We start from the raw sequence: 21553 nt of genomic DNA, 5'->3' as shown, positions 1-21553 counted from the left end.
CGCGCCCGTCGCTAAGCTGGCTTCCTGCGCGGCGGTGCTCGTTCCGCCGCCTGACAGCGAGGAGACAAAGCGGGATGGAGACGTACGACCATATCGTCGTCGGCGGCGGTTCGGCCGGCTGCACGGTGGCACATCGACTGGTGAAGGCCGGCAGGCGCGTGCTGCTGCTCGAGGACGGCCCGAAGGACGACAGCCTGTTCATCCGGATTCCGGCGACGTTCATCCGCGTGCTCGGCACGCAGCGCACGGTCACGTTCGAAAGCGAGCCGCAGGCCGGCGCGGCGGGACGCAGGACCTACGTGCCGCAGGGCCGCACGCTCGGCGGCGGCAGTTCGGTCAACGCGATGCTGTACGTGCGCGGCACGCGCGCCGACTACGACGAATGGGCCGCGCTCGGCTGCACGGGCTGGCGCTGGAGCGACGTGCTGCCGGTGTTCAAGCGCGCCGAGTCGCACCTGCGGCTGTCCGAGCCGTTCCACGGCACCGACGGGCCGCTGAAGGTCGGCGACACGCGCTTCCGGCATCCGCTGAGCCTGGCGTTCGTGAAGGCCGCGCAGGAAACCGGCATCGCGTACAACGACGATTTCAACGGCGCCGCGCAGCACGGCGCCGGCTTCTACCACACGACGATTTTCGACGGGCAGCGCGGCAGCACCGCGGCGACCTATCTCGCCGACGCGCTCGGCGACCCGAACCTGCGCGTGCTGACCGGCTGCCGCGTGACCCGCGTGCGTTTCGACGGCCGGCGCGCGACCGGCGTCGAATGGCGGATGGAGAACGGCGCGACCGGCTCGGCCACCTCCCGCGCCGACGTCGTACTCGCCGCCGGCGCGCTCAGTACGCCGAAGCTGCTGATGCTGTCGGGCATCGGACCCGGCGCGCACCTGCGCGCGCACGGCATCGACGTGCTGCACGACAGCCCGGAAGTCGGCGCGAATTTCCAGGACCATCTCGAGGTCTCGATCTACGGCTACAGCCACTCGCCGATCAGCCTGTTCGGCGAGGATCGCGGGCTGAAGGCGCTGCGGCACGGGCTGCAATGGATGCTGACCCGCACGGGCCTGCTGACGTCGAACGTCGTCGAATCCGGCGCGTTCGTCGATACGACCGGCAGCGGCCGCCCCGACATCCAGTTCCACGTGCTGCCGACGCTCGTCGGCGACGTCGATCGCGCACCGCTGCCGGGCCACGGCCTGTCGATCAATCCGTGCCTGTTGCGGCCGCGTTCGCGCGGCTCGGTGCAACTGCGCGGCAACGATCCGGCCGTGCCGATCCGGTTCGACAGCGGCGCACTGTCGGATCCGGCGGACGTCGACGGCCTCGTGCGCGGCGTCGCGCTCGCCCGGAAGATCATCCGCGCGCCGTCGCTCGCCCGCATCGTCCGCGAAGCCGAAGCGCTGACCGACGACGCGCTGGCCGACTACGTGCGGTGCCGCGCGAAAACCGTCTATCACCCGGCCGGCACCTGCCGGATGGGGAGCGACGAAACCGCGGTCGTGACGCCGCGTCTCGCGGTGCAAGGGATCGACGGATTGCGGATCTGCGACGCATCGGTGATGCCGCGCATCGTATCGGGCAACACGAACGCGCCGACGATCATGATCGCGGAACGCTGTGCCGAGTTCATGCTCGCGGAGTGACGCGGCGACTCACGCCGCGACCGGCATGCAATGAAAACGAAAGCGGCGCGTGAGCCACGCGCCGCGTCGGCATCGGTTCCGCTGCTTCAACGTCAAGCGCTGCGCAGCGCCATCGGCGACGCACCGTAGCGCTCGCGAATCGCACGGCTGAAGTGCGCCTGGCTGGAGAAGCCCCACCGAAACGCGATCTCGCCGATGCTCGTCTTGCGCAGGCGCGCGTCGGTCAGCTCGCGATGCGCATGCGTCAGCCGCTCGGACCAGATGTGCTGCGTGATCGACTCGCCTTCGGCCGCGAAGAGCCGGCCCAGGTGCCGCAACGACAGCCCGACCGCATCGGCCACCGCCTGTGGCCCGAGCTCCGGATCGCCGAGATGGGTCGCGATGTACTGCTTCGCGGTCAGCAGGTACGACAGCGACGCGCGCGATGCGCGTGCGCCGTTCACTTCGGCGTCGATGAGTTCCGCGACCAGCATGCGCGTGTGTTCGACGAAGCGCGCGGCGTCGTCTTCGACCGGCGCCTTCATGAAGCGCTCGACGCTCGCGCGCAGTGTCGCGCCGAGCATCGCGCCCGCACCCGGTTTCGGCGCGATCCGCAACGGCAGCGCCGCCAGCTCCGCGTCGAATCGATCGTCGAACGTGGCAATCGGGATATCGATCAGCAATTGCCGCATCGGCGTCAGGAATCCGAACAGATAGGGCACGCGCGTATCGTACACGACGATGTCGCCGGCTTCCGCGAGCAGGCAGCGCTCGCGCTGGATGAAATACGCGCGACCGCTCAGGATCTGGCACGCAAACAGCGACTCCTTCGGCAACTGGCGCACCAGCGCGGGGCTGCGCTCGATCACGTGATCGCGCCCGCTGATGTCGGCCACGCCGAGCCCCGGCAGCGCGAGATCGGTCTTCTCGACCTCGAGCCCGGCCGGCGACAGCGACGAGCAGCGCAGGCCGACCAGCGTCGCGGCGTTGAACGCATCCCAGTAGGCCATCCGGTCGCGCACCGGCACGTCGGCCGTCGAGCCGCGCGTGCATGAAAGAACGGTCGAATTCGTCACGTCGCCTCCTGCGGGCGCCCGTCGTGCGGAGCGGCACGGATTGGGGGATGGTGCGTCTGGTTGTTGTTGCGGTGCGATGTCCGGCCGGATCAAGCAATTCGTCCAGCCCAGTCAAGAGCGGCGCGCACCGGCTGGCTAAAGTCGACCCCACGACACCTAACCACAAGGAGACGAACCGTGGTCGACCAAGCCGTATCCGAATTCTGGCAAAACATCGCGCCGATTGCCAATCCGTTCAAGCCCGATGCGCTGCCGGAAGCGTACATCCCGAACGCGGCCACCGAGGACACGCGCTATTACGTTCCGTTTACCGAAACGGTTTCGTCGCGGCCGCTGTGGATCTCGCCGTCGCAGAACAAATGGTGCGACATCCTGATGGCGAAGGAAGCCGGGCTCGTGAACCGGCACTACCACCCGCACGAGGTGTTCGCTTACACGCTGTCCGGCAAGTGGGGCTACCTGGAGCACGAATGGACCGCGACGCGCGGCGATTTCGTGTATGAAACGCCCGGCGAAGGCCACACGCTCGTCGCGTTCGATCATCCGGAACCGATGCGCGCGTTCTTCATCGTCAAGGGCCCGCTGATCTGGCTCGACGACGAAGGCAACCCCGACGGCTACTTCGACGTGCATTCGTACATCGCGATGTGCAAGGCGCATTACGAGAAGGTCGGCCTCGGCGCGCACGCGATCGAGAAGCTGTTCCGCTGACGCGCGACGAGGCCGCCCATGACATCCCGCCCTTCCCCCAAACTCGCATGGACGTACGAGAACAGGCTGCTGCTGATCCTGTTCATGACGTTCGGCTTCGTGTTCTTCGACCGCCTCGCGCTGTCGTTCCTGTTCCCGTTCATGTCGGCCGAACTGCACCTGTCGAATACGCAGCTCGGCATGGTTTCGTCCGCGCTCGCGCTCACGTGGGCGCTGTCGGGCGCCGCGACCGGCGCGTGGTCCGATGCGCGCGGCACGCGCAAGCCGCTGTTGATCGCGGCCGTGCTCGGCTTTTCCGTATGCTCGGCGCTGTCGGGGCTCGTCGGCGGCTTCGCGAGCCTGATCGCGTTCCGCGCGCTGATGGGCATCGCCGAGGGCCCCGTGCTGCCGCTGTCGCAATCGCTGATGGTCGAGAGCTCGACGCCGAGCCGCCGCGGGCTGAACATGGGCCTGCTGCAGGGCTCGGCCGCCGGCCTGCTCGGCGCGATGATCGGCCCGCCCGTCGTGATCGGCATCGCGACCGCCTACGGCTGGCGCGAGGCGTTCTACGTGTCGTGCGTGCCCGGCTTCCTGATCGCGTTCTGCATCTGGCGCTGGGTGCGCGAGGTGCCGCCCGGCGGCGTACGGCACGCACAGGCCGAAGACGCGGCCACGCACGGTACGCAGACGGCCGGCGGCACCGCGATCGACCGCTGGGCGCTGCTGAAGGAGCGCAACATCCTGCTCTGCGTGCTGATCAGCTGCTTCTTCCTCACGTGGTTCATCGTGATCATCTCGTTCGCGCCGGTCTTCCTCGTCGAGAGCCGCCACCTGTCCCCGGCCGACATGGGCGTCGTGATGACGTGCCTCGGCGCCGCGTGGGTGTTCTGGGGCTTCGCGGTGCCGGCGATCTCCGACCGGATCGGTCGCAAGCCGACGATGATCGCGTTCGCGCTGATCGCCGCCGCCTGCCCGGTCGTGATGATCCACGTCGATTCGCTCTGGGCGCTCGGCGCGCTCGTGTTCGTCACGTACACCGGCCTCGGCTGCTTCACGCTGTTCATGGCGACGATCCCGGCCGAAACGGTGCCGCCCCGCGCGATCGCCAGCGCGCTCGGCCTGATCATGGGCGCGGGCGAGCTGATCGGCGGCTTCGTCGCGCCGACCGTCGCGGGCTTCGCGGCCGACAAGTACGGCCTGCAGTTCGCGATGTGGACGTCGGCCGCCGGCGCGATCCTCGCGTGCGTGCTGTCGTTCGGCCTGGTCGAAACCGCGCCCGCGGTGCTGCGCAAGCGCGCGCGCGCCGATGCCGCTCCCCGTCTCGATACGCAAAACCTCGGAGGACGCTGACATGCGCGCACTTCAATGGCACGGCCCGCGCGACATCCGCCTGGTCGATCTCGACACGCCGCGCGCCGGGCCCGGCGAGGTTCGCATCGCGGTCGCGTATTGCGGCATCTGCGGCAGCGACCTGCACGAATACGCGGACGGCCCGCACGCGATTCCCATCGACGCGCCGCATCCGCTGTCCGGCCGCACCGCGCCGCTGACGCTCGGTCATGAGTTCTGCGGCACCGTCGTCGAAGTCGGTGCGGGCGTCACGACGCTGGTCCCCGGCGACCGCGTGGCGGTCGAGCCCGAGTATCACTGCCACCAGTGCGCGTATTGCCGCGCAGGGTCGTACAACCTGTGCGTGTCGATGGGCTTCGCCGGCCTGATGGGCGACGGCGGGATGGCCGATTTCGCGGTCGTGCCGGCCTACATGCTGCACCGCCTGCCCGACGACGTCAGTCTCGAACAGGCCGCGGTGATGGAACCGGCGGCCGTCGCGCTGCACGCGCTGCGGCGCGGCGAACTGCGGCTCGGCGACACCTGCGCGGTGTTCGGGCTCGGGCCGATCGGCCTGCTGCTGGTCATGCTCGCGAGACTGCAGGGCGCGACGACCATCGTCGCGGTCGACGTGTCGCCCGAGCGGCTCGCGGCGGCCGCGCGCTTCGGCGCGACGCACGCGTTCGACGCGCGCTCGCTCGACGCCCCGGTGCTGCGCGACGCGATCCGCGAAGCGGCGGGCGGGCTCGGCGTCGACGTGAGCTTCGAGGCGGCCGGCCTGCCGGCCACGTTCGAGGCGGCGATGCAGGGGCTGCGCAAGGGCGGCCGCCTCGTGATGGTCGGCCTGATGCCGCATGCGGGCTTCGATGCGTTCCGCGCGGTCAACGACGAGCTGACCTTCACGGCGAGCGTCGGCTACCGGCACGTGTACGAAGACCTGCTGCGGCTGATCGGGTCGGGCGCGCTCGATCTCACGTCGATCGTCACGCGCACCGTCTCGCTCGAGGACGCCGTCGGCGACGGCTTCGACGCGCTGCTCGCCGATCGCGCGCAGATCAAGATCCTGGTTGCACCATCGCGCCGGCATGCGCGCCCTGTTCACACCGTCGGGAGCATCGAACATGAGCCGCCCCTGGTCGTTTGACGGCAAGACCGTCGTTGTCACGGGCGGCACGTCGGGCATCGGCGCGCGCACCGCGTGGCGTTTCGCGGAAGCGGGCGCGTCGGTCGTCGCGCTCGGGCTCGATGCCGCCGGCCCGCATGCGCCGGTGCATCCCGGCATCGGCTGCGTCGAGCTCGACGTGACCGACGACGCAGCATTGACGCGGCAGATCCGCTCGCTGCAGCGCGTCGACGTGCTCGTCAACGGCGTCGGCATCAGCCGGCACGCGGACGAATACCGGATGGACCAGTTCGAACTCGTGCTGAACGTGAACCTGACGTCGGTGATGCGGGCGTCCGACGCCGCGCTGCCGGCACTCTCGGCGAACGGCGGCAGCATCGTCAACGTCGCGTCGATGTACACGTACTTCGGCAGCAAGGATCGCCCGGCATACAGCGCGAGCAAGGGCGGCATCGCGCAACTGACGCGCTCGCTCGCGCAGGCGTGGGCCGAGCGCGGCATCCGCGTGAACGCCGTGGCGCCCGGCTGGATCGACACGCCGCTCAGCAGCGGGCTGATGGCCGACGCGCAGGCGTCGCGGCGGATTCTCGATCGCACGCCGCTCGCGCGCTGGGGCACGGCCGACGAGGTCGCGGACGTGATCCTGTTCCTGTGCTCGCCCGGCGCATCGTTCGTCACCGGCGCGATCGTGCCGGTGGATGGCGGGTATTCGACGGTCTAGCGCCGGGCGCGCGAGGGCATCGGCGCAGGAGGTGTGCGTCGGTGTCCGCGTGCCGGAATGCCGGCGTGCCGTTTTCGGCTTACGTTTTCGGCTCCTGCTTTCGGCTCCTGTTTCCGGGCGCGACCCGATCGACCGTTGCACGTTTCACTATCTTCATATCAATCAGTAGTCCAATCAAAAATATTCCGGCGTGACCGGACATGTGAGGAGCACTTTGGAGATGACGAAAAAGACCTTGCTGGCCCTCGCGGCCTGCACGATTCCGGCCGCCTCGTTCGCGCAGAGCAGCGTGACGATGTTCGGGCTGCTGGACGCCGGCCTCAGCTACGTGAGCAACGAAGGCGGCCACGGCAACGCGAAATTCGACGACAACATCTTCTTCCCGAACCTGCTTGGTTTCGAGGGCAAGGAGGACCTCGGCGCCGGCACGTGCGCGATCTTCCGGCTCGTCGATCAGTTCTCGCTCGCGAACGGATCGATGATCGGCGGCGGCCTGTTCGCGCGCACGGCCTATGTCGGGCTGCAGAACGACCGCTACGGCACGCTCACGCTCGGCAACCAGTACGAGTTCATGGTCGACGCGCTGGCCGCGAGCGGCAACGAGATCGCGCAGGATCTCGTCGGGCTGTACGGCTTTCGCAACGGCCCGTTCGACAAGCTCGCGCTGCCGAACAACCCGACCGGCGCATTCGACTGGGATCGCGTCGCGGGCAGCAACCGCGTCGCGAATTCCGTGAAGTACACGAGCGCGTCGATCTCGGGCCTGACCTTCGGCGCGCTGTACGGCTTCGGCAACGTCGCGGGATCGGTCGGCGCGAACAATACGGTCAGCGTCGGCGCGAGCTACGACAACGGCCCGTTCGGCGCCGGCGCGGCCTATACGAACCAGAAGTACGGCGCGGCGGGCGGGCTGCCGGCCACCACCGTGCGCAACTGGGGCGCGGGCGCGCACTACACGCTCGGCACGGTCACGGCGAAGGCGCTCTTCACGACCGTGCACAACGCGTGGAACGGCGCGGGCGCGTGGTCGGCGGAAGCCGGCGCCGCGTGGCATCCGTCGCCGGTCTGGGTGATCGGGGCGAGCTACACGTACATGAAGGGCAACGACACGCTCGACAACGCGCATGCGCACCAGTTCCTGGCCGGCGTCCAGTACTGGCTGTCGAAACGCACGATGGTGTATGTCGCGGGCGTGCATCAGCGTGCAAGCCACGGCAGCAACGCGCAGATCAACGGCGTGATGGATGCGAACGGCGCGTCGAGCGGCGCGCTGCAGTCGGTCGCGCGGATCGGGTTCAGTACGCGGTTCTGATCGACGTCGGCGTTGAACGGAAAACGCCCGCCCGGTCGATGCCGGGCGGGTTTCCGTTGGCGGGTCATGTCGTCAGAAGCGAAGCCGTCAGAAGCGAATGGTCACCGATTTCGGCTCGGTATAAGCGTCGATGAACGACGAGCCATACTCGCGTCCGATACCGGAGCCCTTCGCGCCGCCGAACGGCACGGCCGGGTCGACCAGCGTGTGCATGTTCACCCACACGGTGCCGGCTTCGATCCGCGGCACGTAGCGCAGCGCCTTCGACAGGTCGTTCGTCCACAGGCTCGCGGTCAGCCCGAACGGCGTGTCGTTCATCATCGCGATCAGTTCTTCCTCGTCGTCGAACGGCACGAACGCGCCGACCGGCCCGAAGATCTCCTTGCGATACGAAGCCGATTCCAGCGAGCGCGGCAGCACGATCGTCGGCTTCACGTAGAAGCCGTCACGCGCATACGCACCGCCGCCGGTGACGATCGTATCGCCCTCCATGCGCGCGAGCTCGAACGCGTCGAGACACTTGCGGAACTGCGGCTCGTTGCAGACGGGGCCGATCATCCCGGCGTCGTCCATCGGGTCGGCCGGCTGGAAGCTGTCCAGGCGCGCCTTCATCTTCTCGACCACTTCGTCGAACTTCGCGCGATGCACGAAGAAGCGTTCCGCCGACGCGCACACCTGCCCGCTATGCAGGAACCCGGCTTCGACGATGCCGTCGAGGATCTTGTCGACCGGCGTATCCGGCAGGAACGCCGCCGCGTTCTTGCCGCCCAGTTCGAGCGTGAAGCGCGTGAAGTTCGCGTTGACGGCCTCCGCGCCGATGATGCGGCCGGTCGGCACCGACCCCGTGAACGACACCTTCGCCACGCGCGGATCGCGGATCACCTTCGCGCCGACCTGGCCCGTGCCGTTGATCACGTTGAGCGTGCCGGGCGGCAGGCCGGCTTCGGTCGCCAGTTCGGCGATGCGCAGCATCGTGAGCGGCGTGAACTCCGACGACTTGATGAGCACCGTGTTGCCGGTCGCGAGCGCCGCGCCGAATTTCCATACCGGGATCATCACCGGGAAATTCCACGGAATGATCCCGAACACGACGCCCAGCGGTTCGCGCAGCGTGAACGACGTGTAGCGCTCGCCGTTCATGCTCGGGAACGACGGGGCGAGCGTTTCGCCCGCGATCTTCGTCGCCCAGCCCGCGTAATAGCGCAGCCAGCGAGCCGACCAGCCGACTTCGATCACGCGCGACAGCCCGATCAGCTTGCCCGACTGCGCGGTTTCGATCTGCGCGATCTCTTCGCCGTGCGCGTCGATCAGGTCGGCGAAACGCAGCAGGATGCGCTCGCGATCGGCCGGCGTCAGGCTGGCCCACTCGCCGCGGAACGCGCGATGCGACGACGCGACCGCGGCCTCGACGTCGTCGTCGGTCGCCTGCGCGACGGAGCCGATCACCGCGCGCGTCGACGGATCGCGCACGTCGATCCGCTCGCCGCGGCCGGCTACCGCCCGGCCGTCGATGTAGTGACCGTGTTCGCGCGCGAGAAACGCGCTGACTTCGTCCAGCATCCGTACCCGTGCCATCTGTATCCCTCCGGAATTCGAATTGAGTGAAAGGCCCGACTTGCCGGCCGCTCTTCGATTCTAGGGACGCGTCGCGCACTCGGATCGGCGTTGCGTGCACACTTTTGGCTTCAGCGTGCAGATCGGTGCGATGCAGCGGTTTCCCTGTGGAAACCGCCATTGACGCTGAAAGTCGCTGCTGCCGACGATGATTGCGTTTCGCCCCCGCGTCCAAGCCGAATGCATTAAGCTCGACGCATTCCCCGGCCCTCTCCCTCTTCCGGCAATGGCACACGAACTCGTCGTCGACGCCAGCAACAGCAACGCGAATCTGCGCGACCTGATCGCGGACAGCTTCCTGCCGCTGCTCTTTCACGACACCGGCCCGCAGTTCCGGATGTCGGTGCGGGTTGCCACGGTCGGCGGCCTGCGGATGGCGGAGGTCGACACCACCGCGATCCGCGTCGATCGCGACCGCTCGCTCGCGTCGCGCGCCGACAGCGACTGCTACAAGATCCTGTTCCAGATCGCCGGACAAAGCCGCGTCACGCAGCGCAACGCGGCGTCGACGGTCAATCCCGGCGAGTGGGTGATCTACGATGCGACGCAGCCGTACATGATCGAATCGGCGAACGCGTCGCGCTTCGTCGCGGCGTTGACGCCGCCGAGAAGCGGCACGATGTGGCGCTGGTTCGTGGAGCGCGCGGGCGTGCAGGTCCGTCGAACCGTCGGCAATGCGCAATTGGCGCTTCAATCGATCCATTACCTGATGGACGGACAGGTGCCGAACGATCCGGAAAGCCTGTTCGGCTTCGAGCAGTCGACGCTGATGCTGCTCGATTCGGTGATCCGCCGCGAGGCGAGCGATTCGCTGAGCGGCGCCGATGCGCGCAGCGCGACGCTGCGGATGAATGCGGAAATCCACCTGTCGCACCACTACAGCGATCCCGACCTGTCGCCGGACAAGCTCGCGAGCGCGCTGAACGTGTCGCGGCGCACGTTGTACAGCGCGCTGGCCGCGACCGGGCGGACGCCGCAGAGCCTAATCCAGGAATACCGGCTGCAGGCGAGCAAGCGCGCGCTGGAGGATCCGGCGGATCCCAACCGCAACCTGCTGGAGCTGGCGATCGCGTGCGGCTTCTCGGACATCACGCATTTCGGGCGCGCGTTCAAGGCACGGTTCGGATGCAGCCCGGGCGCGTATCGCATCGCATGTCGCGGTATTTCGGAGGCGTGAAGCGGGATCGCCGCGAACTGCAGCGATTTCGATGAACGATCCCGGGGTCGACGCTCGCGTGCTCCGGGGAAATATGCATCATCAGCAGCCTCGCATCGCCGCCCGGTGTCGACCACACGTGCATTCGTGTCATCCCGGCACGGTTCGACGACGTCGGCCAACGCACATGCGATCGTCCACTTGCGATTCCGGCGTGTCGGCTCGACGGTCCGTTACTGCAAAAAATCGGCGACACCACGCGTATCGCCCCGTCCGGCCTCCGCACAAGTCATTCAACATGATCAGCATTCAATGCGACGCTTGAGGCCGACACTATGTGCAACATGAGATTCAATCAGGCCCAACTTCCACTCGACGAGCTCCGCATCTTCACCTGATTCGATCACTCGAAAATAATATGCACTACTACGGTGCCAATCCATAGTGCTGACTACCCATTGATGCATCATTTGATGTCTGACATTCTGGAAGCGTGTCAGCGATGCATGGAATGTAACAAACATGAATGGATTTCGTCTTGAAAATGAAATTTCTTGCGCATGCAACGTAGACGGCCCGGACCTTGCGCCCCGCACACGTTCGAAGACGGAATCTCCTGTTGTTTCGCCCGACGAAACAGCCCCCGCACGCCCCGACTGTCTCAGGATTGCCCGCCTGATCGATGTCCTTCGGACACCGGCATGCCATTTCGACGAGAACGGGCGGGTCGTGAGCATCAACGATGCATGGCTTGCCTACGCGGATCGCTCCGCCGAGGCCACGTATCGACTCCAATGGACGGAGTTGATCCATCCGGAGCACCGATGCACCGCCGAGTCGACACTTCACGCGGCGCAACCCGGCTCGGTACACGAAACGCTGGAGTGCCGGCTGGCGGGTTCCCACGGCATCGACCAGTGGTTCACCGTCGACCTTCACCGTGTCGACGACGGATGGCTCTGCACCTGCACGAATATCCACGACCTGAAGGCCAAGGAAATCGAACTGAAGAGTCACACGTCGATACAGACAGACATGCTGAATATCAGCATCGACTGCATCAAACTGATTTCGCCGACAGGCAACGTGCTGCACATGAACCGCGCCGGATGCCAGGCGCTGGGCGTCGACGAAGACTCGGGATTCGGTATGCCGTGGCTGCCGCTCCTGCCCGAAGACGTGTGGCCCGACGGAAATGTCGCGCTCGAATCCGCCAGGAACGGTGTGTTCGGCAGGTTTCCCGGGCGCAGCGAGCGTCCGGGGCGCGACGTTCAATACTGGGACAACATGCTGACGCCGATCTTGGACGCCGATGGAAAAACGACCGCCATTCTGTGTGTTTCGAGAGACGTGACGCGCGAGCGCGTGGCGCTCGATCTGCTTCGGCGAAGCGAAGAAAGGCTGGCCATCGCGGCCCGCGTCGGCGGACTGGGAATCTGGGACTACGACATCGCATCGGACACACTGCACTGCGACGAGAACTGGCATCGAATCATGGGCCACGCTCCCGGGACGGCGATTACCTCGATCGACCAGTTTCGCGCGTTGATTCATCCGGACGACGTCGACAAGGCGATGAAGGTCACTCGGACCGCGGAGGAATTCAATTCGTTCGGCAGGGATTATCGCGTCGAGTATCGCGTCATTCAGCCCAACGGCGAGATTCGATGGGTTCAGTCCACCGCCTATCCGCAGCATGAAGACGGCGTGACCCAGCGAACGATCGGGTTCGTGCTCGACGTGACGAAGATTCGTCTGGCGGAGCGGCGCCGGGAGGCATGGCTGCACTTCATTTCCCACGACATGCGCTCGCCTCAGGCATCGATTCTCGCGTTGATCGATCTTCAGCGAGCCGCTGAACCGGCCCCGCCCGCCAAGGACCTGCTCGATCGAATTGCCGCGTACGCGCGCCGTACGCTGGCACTGGCCGACGACTTCGTTCTGCTGGCGCGCGCCGAAGCACCGACCTGGTCACTGGTGGAAACGGATATCGGCAGCGTGGTACTCGATGCGATCGACGAACTGTGGGCACTCGCTCAAGCGCGCGGCATCCGGCTCGACGTGAACGTCGGGGACGAGATCTGCATCGCACGCGTGGAACCCTTCCTGCTGATGCGCGCGGTCGTCAATCTCGTGAGCAATGCCATCAAGTTCAGTCCTGGCAATGCGACGGTAACCGTGCGCCTGACCGGCGTCGAACATGGCTACGCCATTTCCGTTGCAGACCACGGGCCCGGCATATCGGCCGAAGCCCAACAACGTCTGTTCGAGCCATTTCAACGGCTGCAAGTCGAACCGCCTCGTTACCCTTCGGGCGCCGGTCTCGGGCTGGCTTTCGTGAAGACGATCGCCAAGCGCTATGGCGGCAACATCGATTTGCATACCCGCCCGGGCGAAGGCTGCACGTTCATCCTGACGTTGCCGGGTGTCTCGTCGATACAGGACGGTGCCTGATGCCGGTTCCTTGAAGCGTCGCCCCGCCACGCGCCCGCAAGATGCCACGTACTCTGAAGCGGTGTCAGTCCATGCGGGCTCGCGCTTTGGATATTGAAACGATCGACCACCGACGCCTCATTCGCGGTTCCCGGTTTCCGACCAGTCATTAGGAACGCCCGTCACCGGCTTCATTGCGACATCAATGCGGCGGGCGGTCCCTGGTCGACAGGTCCGTGTACCGGTCAACTACGCAGGAACGCAAGAAGGTCCTGGTTGAGCTGAGCCTTGTGCGTTTCGGTCAAACCGTGCGGCGCCCCCTTGTAAATCTTCAGAATGGCGTGCGGAACCAGTTTCTTCGTGGCGCGCCCGCCGACGTCGACCGGCACGACTTGATCGTCGTCCCCGTGCACGATCAACGTCGGCATGTCGAACTTGCTCAGATCCGAAGAAAAGTCCGTTTCCGAGAATGCCCGCACCGAGTCGTAAGTGTTCTTGAAGCCCCCCATCATTCCCTGGCTCCACCACGAGTCGATCATCCCCTGAGACACCTTGGCGCCGGGACGGTTGAAGCCATAGAACGGGCCGCTGGCAATCTCCCTGAACAACTGTGACCGGTCAGCAACCATCCCGGAACGGATGGCATCAAAAACCTCTATCGGTACCCCCTGCGGATTGGCGGGAGTCTTGAGCATCAACGGCGGAACGGCCGAAATCAGCCCGACTTTCGTCACGCGCGAGCCACCATGGCGGCCGATATAGCGCGTGACTTCGCCCCCTCCGGTCGAAAAGCCGATCGCCGTCACGTTCTTGAGGTTCAGCCTGTCAATGACGGCAGCCAGGTCGTCGGCGTAGTGGTCCATGTCGTTGCCGTCCCACGGCTGGCTTGATCTTCCATGCCCACGCCGGTCATGAGCAATCACCCTGAAGCCGTTCGACGCAAGGAAAAATGCCTGGTTGTCCCAACTATCAGAACTAAGGGGCCAGCCGTGGCTGAGTGTGACTACCGGAGCGTCCTTCGGTCCCCAGTCCTTGTAGAAAATTTCCACGCCGTCCCTGGTGATGATCCTGTCCGCCGATTGATTTCTCCTCGCGCCGGAAACCGCAGTGGACTTCGACAAGCGCCCGGTGGTTGCGTCCGCTGCAGCCGGTACAACGGCAGCGACGGTTGCCAGAACACCGCCCAGCATCAGACCTCGACGGCTGGCATCGTCGGGAGACAGGTGAGAATCAGGCTTCATGCAATATGCTCCTGTTGTGGAAGAAATCGTCATGCCGGCCGATCGATCGGCCAGACGAACCCGCCGCGCCGTTGGCGAATTTCAGATACAAGCACGCGCTCACGAGGCGATTGGAACTCGCGATCATGTTTGCTCGATATGGCGGGAATCGTAGGACGGCCATTAACCCGGCGGTAGCTACGTAGAAGTGCTCACGGTGTTGTTCAAACAGCACCAATCCGCGCGTCTCAACATGCCCTCGCCCGGACCAACTCAGGACATGTGGGGGATTGCGGCGTGAAGATGAACGCGGTCGGCCATCGAGATTTCGACGCCGGAGCAGACGCCGGGCCGAATATCCGCACCTCACGCATATCGACAGGAATCACTCGACGATTTTGTCTCGCCGGCCAAATTTGAGCGTCTCATTCATGTCGGCCCATGTTCCTTCTCGCGCTATCTGGATCGAGCGAGCTGTTGCGAGACGAAATCGATGAATATTCTCGCGCGGGCGGGCAAACCTTTTCCGAATGCGTGCAGCGCAATGACCGGCACCGCACTCAACTTCACGTCAGGCAGCACCTCTGTCAACCGGCCGGAATCGAGATCAGGCTGTACTGCCGTTCTCAGAATCTGGGCGATACCGAGTCCGTTCAATGCAGCCACTCTCATCGCATCACCATTGTCGGCATCGAACATGCCATCGATGGGGATGCTCGTTCCGTCGGCAAAAACGATCGGTACGACGCGTCCGTCGAGTTTGTAACGCACATGAAGATGCGCAACGAGATCGTCCTTTCCCTTGGGCATGCCATGCTTGAGCAGATAGTTCGGGGAAGCCACGAGCACCAGCGGCAAGCTCATCAGCGTGTGCGCATAGAGTCTGCTATCGACGGCGCGCCCGGCTCTGATGGCGATATCGAAGCCCTCACGGATCACATCGACGTGACGATCGCTGATGTTGACTTCGAGTGACAATTCGGGATTGCTGCCCATCAATTCCCGCGTGATCGGCTCGAGCAGGGTCCGCCCCAGATCGACTGGAAGGCTCACGCGCAACTTTCCTACCGCTTTTTCAGGCGTCGTCAGAACGTCGCTCGCATCCTCGAGACCTCGCATGAGCGGCGCAACGCGCTCATAGTATGTTTGCCCTTCGCTCGTCAGGACGAACGCCCGCGTCGACCGCTGAAACAGCGTTACGCCGAGCCGCTTCTCCAGCCTTGCGACGCTCCTCGACACGGCGGACGGTGTCGTTTCGAGCGACCGTGCCGCGGCCGTGAACGATCCTGCCTCGACCGACCTCACGAACGCTGGAAGACCGCTGAATTTCTCGAATGCCATTCGTGACTCTTCGGCAAAATTGATAGTTCCGTTGCATGACTACAGCACTCGAAGTCCCCGGACTATATTGGCGCCGTACGCCAGATCGGCGCGAAACAACGGAGATTTCAATGAATCGACTCGCAAACAAGGTTGCCGTCATTACGGGTGGCAACAGTGGAATCGGGTATGCCACGGCAAGGCTGTTCGTCGAGGAAGGTGCAAACGTCGTCATCGTGGGCCGTCGCTCCGAGGCCGTGACCGCGGCCGTGGCGGAACTCGGAAATCGCGCGACGGGACTGACAGGAGATCTCGCCGATCTTCGAACGCACGATCGCGTCGCAACCCTGGTAGCCGAACGGTTCGGCGGCGCCGACATATACGTCGCGAATGCCGGCGTCAATACGATCGCACCGTCGAGCCAGGTGGGCGTCGAGTCGTATGACGAACATTTCGCCACCAATACCAGAGCCGTGTTCTTCGGCGTGCAAAAGATCGCGCCCCACGTGCGCGACGGCGGAGCGATCCTGTTGACGAGTTCGATCGCCAGTTCCAAAGTGTTCGACGGACATGCCGTTTATGCGGGAACGAAGGCCGCCATCGAAGCATTTGCCCGCAGCTGGGTGCTCGAATTCAATACCCGCGGCATCCGGGTCAACGTAATCAGTCCCGGTCCCACCGACACCCCCATTCTTTCCAAGCTCGGTATCGAATCCGCTGACCGACCGGCATTCGAGGCTGCCGTCTCTGACAGCATCCCGCTCGGCCGTTTCGGCCGCCCGGAAGAACTGGCTCGCGCCGCACTGTTTCTCGTCAGCAGCGAAGGGAGCTTCGTCAACGGCGTGAACCTGAATGTCGACGGCGGGATGTCGCTGCGCTGACCTCCCGCCAGGGCGCTCACTCTGCCGCTCGGCGATACATCGCAACGTAGCGTGCCCGTGCAAGCACTTTTCCGTGCATCTGATAGGCAACGAGGGCCGGGCTCGATGTGGCGTTCACGTCGATACTTGGCACGGCGAGCGCCGATGCCGTGACGATGTATCGGTGCGATTCCCCCTGAGGCGGGCAAGGGCCGCCGTATTTCGCCGCCCCGAAGTCGGTCAGCGTTTCGATGGCCCCGGCAGGCATCCGCTTCGGATTGCCGGACGCGCCTTTTTCGATCGACGCTTCCGACGCCGGTATATTGACGACGCCCCAATGCGTCCAGCCCAGCCCGCCGGTCGGGGCGTCTGGGTCGTGAATGGTCACGACGACGCTCTTCGTTCCATGAGGAAGATGGGACCACGAAATGCGTGGCGAGACGTTGTCGCCGTGGCAGCCGAATCCGCCGTAGACCTGTTCGTTCTCGAACCGGCCGCGGTTCAGGCCATCGACTTTAACGGAGAACGCACCCGCGACAGCGATCGTCGGCACGATCGACAAGAGCATTGCAGAGCAGAGGGTCGAGCGCGGAAAGAAGTTGAATCGCACGGTGTACTCCGTTGAAAAGGAGGGCGCTTCTGCAGGGGGCGAGAACGACCCGGCCGAGCGGGGCGGGACGAGACGACACTTGCGCTGCCAGGGTGCTGACGCGCATGCCGCCCGCCCCAAGATCACCGTGCAGGCTTGCGTGCGTTCGCCCGACCAAGTACGGACGCGTCCCGCATCGGCCGCCGACGTTCAAAAATCAATCAGTAGTCCCACAGAACAGGCACAAAGCTGAAACCGTTCCCCTTCTTTGCAACGTGGCCGACGGACGGGAACGCGACATGTGCCGCGGCCAGCAGAGCGCCGGTCTCGGCGGCTTCGTTCAACAGCGAGATACGTACGTCCACAGCGGCTTCAGGATCGTGCTCGAAGCCGTTTTGCCAGTCGGGATTGTCGAAGTTGACTTCGAAAATCGCGTCGCCCACGAACGTCAGCTTCTCGCCGTTCGATGCGACATCCACCACGCAGTGCCCCGGCGTGTGCCCCCCCGTCACGCGCGCCGACACACCCGCTGCAACTTCCACGGCCCGATCGAACTGCACGATGTTTTCGCGATAGAGTTCCACGAACTTCGAAGCTGCCTTGCGGAGCGCGGGAGGAACCGTTTCCGGCATCACCGTCTTGCTGAAATCCGGATTTTTCCAGAACGCCACTTCCTCGGCCGATACATGAATGCGCACGTCCGGACGCAGCCTGGCCTTGATACCGTCGACGTTCAGCCCGCCGACGTGATCCATGTGCATATGCGTAATCACGATATCGGTGATCGCAGCCAGGTCGATGCCGGCCGATTCCAGTCGCATCACCGACTTCCCTGCACGCGTGAAGTACTCAAATCCGTCGCCGACACCCGAGTCGATCAGGATCAGGCGTTCGCCGCTACGCACGAGTGCGATGTTCAGTGCCCAGTCGAACATGTCACGTTGCAGGAAACGGCCGTCGAACCACTCGTTTCTGTCTGCTTCGCTCACGTTGGTGGACATGGTGGAAGTCGGCAGCGGCAGAACGCCGTCGCTGATCAGCACGACGTCGACGTTACCCACGCGCACGGCGTAACGGGAAGGCACGAGTTCTCCCGATCCTTCTTTGCCGAGCCCGGAGGTAACCGGCTGCACATTGCGGGTCGTTTCGCTCATCTTCGATTGTCCTGTTGGTCAAGTGGGTGAGGCGCTCGGCGCGGCGCGATTCACGAGCGCGGCCACGAATTTCGCTCGCCTGGTTTCGCTCGCATTTCAACCGAACGTGAGACGGATTGTAGTCAGGGGGAGGCAAACGCCAGTAGCGTCGGGAATGCACACACCGCGTTGTCCAACTGGCAACAATCGACGTCCGGCAGGCAACACGAGCCGATCCGTCACCCGTCGTGTTTGAGCGTTCGACCGGATCCTTCGACAGGAGGTGGATTTCAGCGCAAATCAGTTCACCGTCGGCGCCGACCTTTTTTCTCTCGAAGGGCAACGCCGACGTGCATGTGTCCAACCGCTGGCGCTAGCGCGGTTCAGCCGTCAGTTGCCGCAACTGTTCGAGCAGCTTGACGGCAGGACTCGGCAACAAACCGTGCCGACGCCGAAATGCGGTCAACGTGCGCCGCCCGACTACCCCCGGCAATTCGAGCGTATCGAACACCCCCGCCTTGCTCTCCGTCACGTACATCGGTTCGGCCATCCAGCTCAGAAAACCGGATCGGGCGACGAGACTCTTCAGCACGGTGATCGATCGGGTTTCGACCACGACGTTCGGCAAGCCGAGCCCGTTTGCGACGAACACCTGCTGCATGTGCTCGAACGGCGCGGTGCCGCGCGGCGGGATCGCCCACTGCTGATCCAGCGTATCGGCCAGCGTGATCCCGGGCTTTGCCCGCAGCGGGTGATCGAGCGCCGCCACCACGTAGCTGTTGTCCTCCCAGCGACAGTCCTCGATCGCGACGATCTCCTCGGTGTCGGGCATCACCATGCTGAGTGCGAGATCGATTTCGCGCTGCACCAGCGCCTCGGCAAGACGATCCCAGACGCCTTCGATGACGTGAACGCGCAAATTGGGCCACTTCTGCAACACGCCGCTCACGGCGAGCGGCAGCACGAGGCTCGCGATGCTGCCTACCGCACCGCAGCGAATCGTCCCGCGTGCGAGCCCGCGCATCGCGTCGATCTCTTCACGCGCCTGCTCCGCCTCGCGCTGCAACAGAATCGCGTGCGGCAGCAGCGCCTCTCCCACCGCCGTCAGGTGCATGCCGCGCGTATGGCGCTCGAATAAAGGGGCGCCAACCTCGTCTTCGAGCCGGCGGATCGCGCGGCTCAAGGCCGGTTGGGTGACGTGCAAGGTCTCGGCCGCGCGCCCGAGACTACCGGCCGAGGCGATCGTGACGAATGCGTGAAGCTGCTGGAGATTGAAAGTCATGCCTGAAGGTAATGCCTTTTTGTGAAATCGGCAATTTCGGATTCTTCCTGATGTTTCGATAATGCGTTCACCTGAACCGTACTGAACGACAGGAGACTTCAATGGAGCTCAGCCTCCCGCCGCTAGGCGCCCCGGCAGTTTCCGCCGCGCGCGCTTGCGCCCGGTCCGGGTGAGAGCGCATGTCGGTCGCCTTCGCGCTGCACGCGCCGAGTGAAGCCCGTCTCGCCGAGGACATCGGCGTCGAAGAAATCCAGGAGACAAACGATGAAGACAGTGTCGATGCTCATCGACGGTGAGGTAGCGTCACGCGCGCCCGCCGCCGCCGCCGGCGTCGAGGATGCCGAGGCAGCGGTGGACGCCGCGGCCCGCGCATTCCCGATCTGGTCGGGATTCGGCCCGCTCAAGCCGGGCAGCGGCTTCCGGTGCTTCGGCGGCCGCGCGGGTGTCGCGGAATTCACCGACTTGCGGGGGATTACCCTGCAGAGCACTCTCCACCACGATCCGTTCTGAGGAGCACGCCATGCAGATCGCCATTCTGGGTGCCGGTGCGATGGGTTCGTTCTTTGGCGGCCGCCTCGCGCTTGCGGGGCATTCGGTCAGCCTGCTCGATATCGACGACGCTCATCTCGCATCGATTCGCAGCCACGGCCTGCGGCTTTCGACCGATTCCGGCGAGCAAATCGTGCGCAATCTCGTCGCACTGAGGCCGGAGGAGGCCGGCGAGCCCGTCGACCTCGTCATCGTCTTCACGAAGACGATGCATACGACCGCCGCACTCGCTGCCGCAAGCGCCGTACTCGGCCCCGACACCGTCATCCTGTCGTTGCAGAACGGCCTGGGGAACGCCGAACGGCTCGCCCGATCCGTCTCGCCCGACCGGGTCATGGTCGGCGTCACCACGTGGCCGGCCGACAAGTCGGAACCTGGCGCCGTCAGCTCGCATGGCCAGGGCACGATCCGGCTGATGAACGCGAACGGCACGCATACGAGCGCGCTCGAACAGACCGTGCATACGTTGAATGACGCCGGCCTCTCGTGCCATGTCGATCCCGACGTCTGGGCCGCGATTTGGGAGAAGGTTGCATTCAACGCCGCCCTCAACAGTCTGTGTGCCGTGACGCAATGCACGGTCGGCGAATTGACGAATACTCCAGACGGCGAAGAGCTGGCGCTGAAGATCGTTTCAGAGGTGATGGCCGTCGCGCGTGCGCTCGGCATTTCGGCAAGTGAAGCGCACGTGGCGTCGAATGTGCGCGATGCGCTCGCCCATCATCGTACGCATCGGCCATCGATGCTGCAGGACGTGCTGGCCGGCCGGCGCACCGAGATCGAAGCGATCAATGGCGCGGTAGTCGAGGCTGCTCGCAAGGCCGGTGTCGCGGTGCCGTATACGAACAGCCTGGCCTGCCTCGTCAGGCTCGTCGATGCGCGTACGCGTCAGTCGGGCGGCGCGACGGCTCGACACTGAAGCGCGTGGCGGTTGCCGCCAGGCGCTTCGTCGAAGCGTCCGTCCGTCGACCCATCCACGCAGCTGGCCGCGGTGCGGAGCGTCACGCAAATCGGCGCATCGGCGACGATCACCCGTTCCTCTAGACCTCGTTCTAACCGCGCCCTGAACTTCTCGAGGAACGACTCATGCGTCGAGACATGCGCACAGCGCTTGCGCGATCGCATCGAGCGGTGTGCCGGGCCCGAACGTCGCCGCGACGCCCTTCGCCTTCAGATGGCGAATATCCGCGGCCGGAAAGATGCCACCCAACACCACCGGAATCCGGGCGCGATGCAATGCCAGTTCGTCGAGCAGCCCTTCGACGAGCTCGAGGTGGGCGCCGGACAACGACGAAATGCCCACGATATCGGCGCCATGCGCCTGCACGGCTGCCGCCACGGACGCCGGTTGCTGAAACAGCGGCAGGCGCAGGACGTCGAATCCGGCGTCCTCGAGCGCGGCTGCGACGACGGCCGCACCGCGGTCGTGTCCGTCCTGGCCGAGCTTGGCGATCGCGATGCGCGGCCTGCGTCCCGCGCGTTTTGCCAGGCGGTCGACGCCGAACCGGTGATGCCGGCGAGCGAGCT

Annotated in this window: 19 protein-coding genes; 11 read left to right on the top strand and 8 right to left on the bottom strand. The window is 65.0% G+C overall.

Annotated elements, in window-relative coordinates; translation table 11 throughout:
• Positions 1–50 precede the first annotated feature (50 nt).
• On the top strand, positions 51–1640 hold the full coding sequence (locus tag DIE04_RS26920; RefSeq protein ID WP_409333461.1) for a GMC family oxidoreductase: 1590 nt from the start codon (positions 51–53) through the stop codon (positions 1638–1640).
• A gap of 92 nt (positions 1641–1732) precedes the next feature.
• Here the strand turns inward: DIE04_RS26920 and DIE04_RS26915 are convergent, their stop codons facing one another.
• Positions 1733–2695, bottom strand: coding sequence for a helix-turn-helix domain-containing protein (locus DIE04_RS26915; protein WP_124524106.1), 963 nt, complete (start codon positions 2693–2695; stop codon positions 1733–1735).
• A 177-nt stretch (positions 2696–2872) separates the two neighbouring features.
• Between DIE04_RS26915 and DIE04_RS26910 the strand changes: the two genes are divergently transcribed.
• From DIE04_RS26910 to DIE04_RS26890, 5 genes are all read left to right on the top strand, one after another.
• Positions 2873–3406, top strand: coding sequence for a 2,4'-dihydroxyacetophenone dioxygenase family protein (locus tag DIE04_RS26910; RefSeq protein WP_124524104.1), 534 nt, complete (start codon positions 2873–2875; stop codon positions 3404–3406).
• 18 nt (positions 3407–3424) lie between these two features.
• Complete coding sequence (locus tag DIE04_RS26905; protein ID WP_124524102.1) at positions 3425–4735, top strand: MFS transporter; 1311 nt, start codon at positions 3425–3427, stop codon at positions 4733–4735.
• A gap of 1 nt (position 4736) precedes the next feature.
• Complete coding sequence (locus tag DIE04_RS26900; protein ID WP_124524100.1) at positions 4737–5858, top strand: 2,3-butanediol dehydrogenase; 1122 nt, start codon at positions 4737–4739, stop codon at positions 5856–5858.
• The gene (locus tag DIE04_RS26895) at positions 5836–6558 is read left to right on the top strand and encodes an SDR family NAD(P)-dependent oxidoreductase (protein WP_124524098.1); all 723 of its coding nucleotides are present in this window, start codon (positions 5836–5838) and stop codon (positions 6556–6558) included. Before DIE04_RS26900 ends, DIE04_RS26895 begins: the two co-directional genes overlap by 23 nt.
• A 220-nt stretch (positions 6559–6778) precedes the next feature.
• A complete protein-coding gene (locus DIE04_RS26890; RefSeq protein WP_124524097.1) occupies positions 6779–7870 on the top strand; it encodes a porin in 1092 nt (363 codons plus the stop codon).
• An 87-nt stretch (positions 7871–7957) separates the two neighbouring features.
• Here the strand turns inward: DIE04_RS26890 and DIE04_RS26885 are convergent, their stop codons facing one another.
• Positions 7958–9445, bottom strand: coding sequence for an NAD-dependent phenylacetaldehyde dehydrogenase (locus tag DIE04_RS26885; protein WP_124524095.1), 1488 nt, complete (start codon positions 9443–9445; stop codon positions 7958–7960).
• Between the two features lie 265 nt (positions 9446–9710).
• On the opposite strand from DIE04_RS26885, the gene DIE04_RS26880 reads away from it, so the two are divergent.
• Complete coding sequence (locus DIE04_RS26880) at positions 9711–10661, top strand: helix-turn-helix domain-containing protein (RefSeq protein ID WP_124524093.1); 951 nt, start codon at positions 9711–9713, stop codon at positions 10659–10661.
• A gap of 708 nt (positions 10662–11369) precedes the next feature.
• Positions 11370–13094 carry an ATP-binding protein gene (locus DIE04_RS26875; RefSeq protein ID WP_185500429.1) on the top strand — a complete coding sequence of 575 codons (1725 nt, stop codon included), beginning with the start codon at positions 11370–11372 and terminating at the stop codon, positions 13092–13094.
• A gap of 224 nt (positions 13095–13318) precedes the next feature.
• On the opposite strand, the gene DIE04_RS26870 is transcribed toward DIE04_RS26875, so the two are convergent.
• The gene (locus DIE04_RS26870; protein WP_124524091.1) at positions 13319–14314 is read right to left on the bottom strand and encodes an alpha/beta fold hydrolase; all 996 of its coding nucleotides are present in this window, start codon (positions 14312–14314) and stop codon (positions 13319–13321) included.
• A 435-nt stretch (positions 14315–14749) separates the two neighbouring features.
• Positions 14750–15634, bottom strand: coding sequence for a LysR family transcriptional regulator (locus DIE04_RS26865; RefSeq protein WP_124524089.1), 885 nt, complete (start codon positions 15632–15634; stop codon positions 14750–14752).
• A gap of 110 nt (positions 15635–15744) precedes the next feature.
• Between DIE04_RS26865 and DIE04_RS26860 the strand changes: the two genes are divergently transcribed.
• Positions 15745–16494, top strand: a complete 750-nt coding sequence (locus DIE04_RS26860; protein ID WP_124524087.1) for an SDR family NAD(P)-dependent oxidoreductase — start codon at positions 15745–15747, stop codon at positions 16492–16494.
• A 16-nt stretch (positions 16495–16510) separates the two neighbouring features.
• Here DIE04_RS26860 and DIE04_RS26855 read toward each other — a convergent pair whose 3' ends face one another.
• From DIE04_RS26855 to DIE04_RS26845, 3 genes are all read right to left on the bottom strand, one after another.
• Entirely contained in the window at positions 16511–17041 is a 531-nt protein-coding gene (locus DIE04_RS26855) for a YbhB/YbcL family Raf kinase inhibitor-like protein (RefSeq protein ID WP_124489031.1), read from the bottom strand.
• 242 nt (positions 17042–17283) lie between these two features.
• Positions 17284–18216: an MBL fold metallo-hydrolase gene (locus DIE04_RS26850; RefSeq protein ID WP_124524085.1), complete on the bottom strand. Its 933-nt coding sequence runs from the start codon at positions 18214–18216 to the stop codon at positions 17284–17286.
• A gap of 352 nt (positions 18217–18568) precedes the next feature.
• The gene (locus DIE04_RS26845; RefSeq protein WP_124489030.1) at positions 18569–19477 is read right to left on the bottom strand and encodes a LysR family transcriptional regulator; all 909 of its coding nucleotides are present in this window, start codon (positions 19475–19477) and stop codon (positions 18569–18571) included.
• Between the two features lie 264 nt (positions 19478–19741).
• Here DIE04_RS26845 and DIE04_RS26840 point away from each other — a divergent pair, with 264 nt between their 5' ends.
• Together DIE04_RS26840 and DIE04_RS26835 are read left to right on the top strand one after the other, a co-directional pair.
• The gene (locus DIE04_RS26840; RefSeq protein WP_124488993.1) at positions 19742–19987 is read left to right on the top strand and encodes a hypothetical protein; all 246 of its coding nucleotides are present in this window, start codon (positions 19742–19744) and stop codon (positions 19985–19987) included.
• A 10-nt stretch (positions 19988–19997) separates the two neighbouring features.
• On the top strand, positions 19998–20945 hold the full coding sequence (locus tag DIE04_RS26835; protein ID WP_124488992.1) for a ketopantoate reductase family protein: 948 nt from the start codon (positions 19998–20000) through the stop codon (positions 20943–20945).
• Positions 20946–21110: 165 nt separating this feature from the next.
• Here DIE04_RS26835 and DIE04_RS26830 read toward each other — a convergent pair whose 3' ends face one another.
• A complete protein-coding gene (locus tag DIE04_RS26830) occupies positions 21111–21485 on the bottom strand; it encodes a cobalamin-dependent protein (protein ID WP_260426917.1) in 375 nt (124 codons plus the stop codon).
• Positions 21486–21553 lie beyond the last annotated feature (68 nt).

Source organism: Burkholderia sp. Bp8994, from assembly GCF_003853805.1.
In the GTDB taxonomy this organism is placed as follows: Bacteria; Pseudomonadota; Gammaproteobacteria; order Burkholderiales; family Burkholderiaceae; genus Burkholderia.
This window is presented reverse-complemented; position numbering and strand designations above follow the sequence as displayed.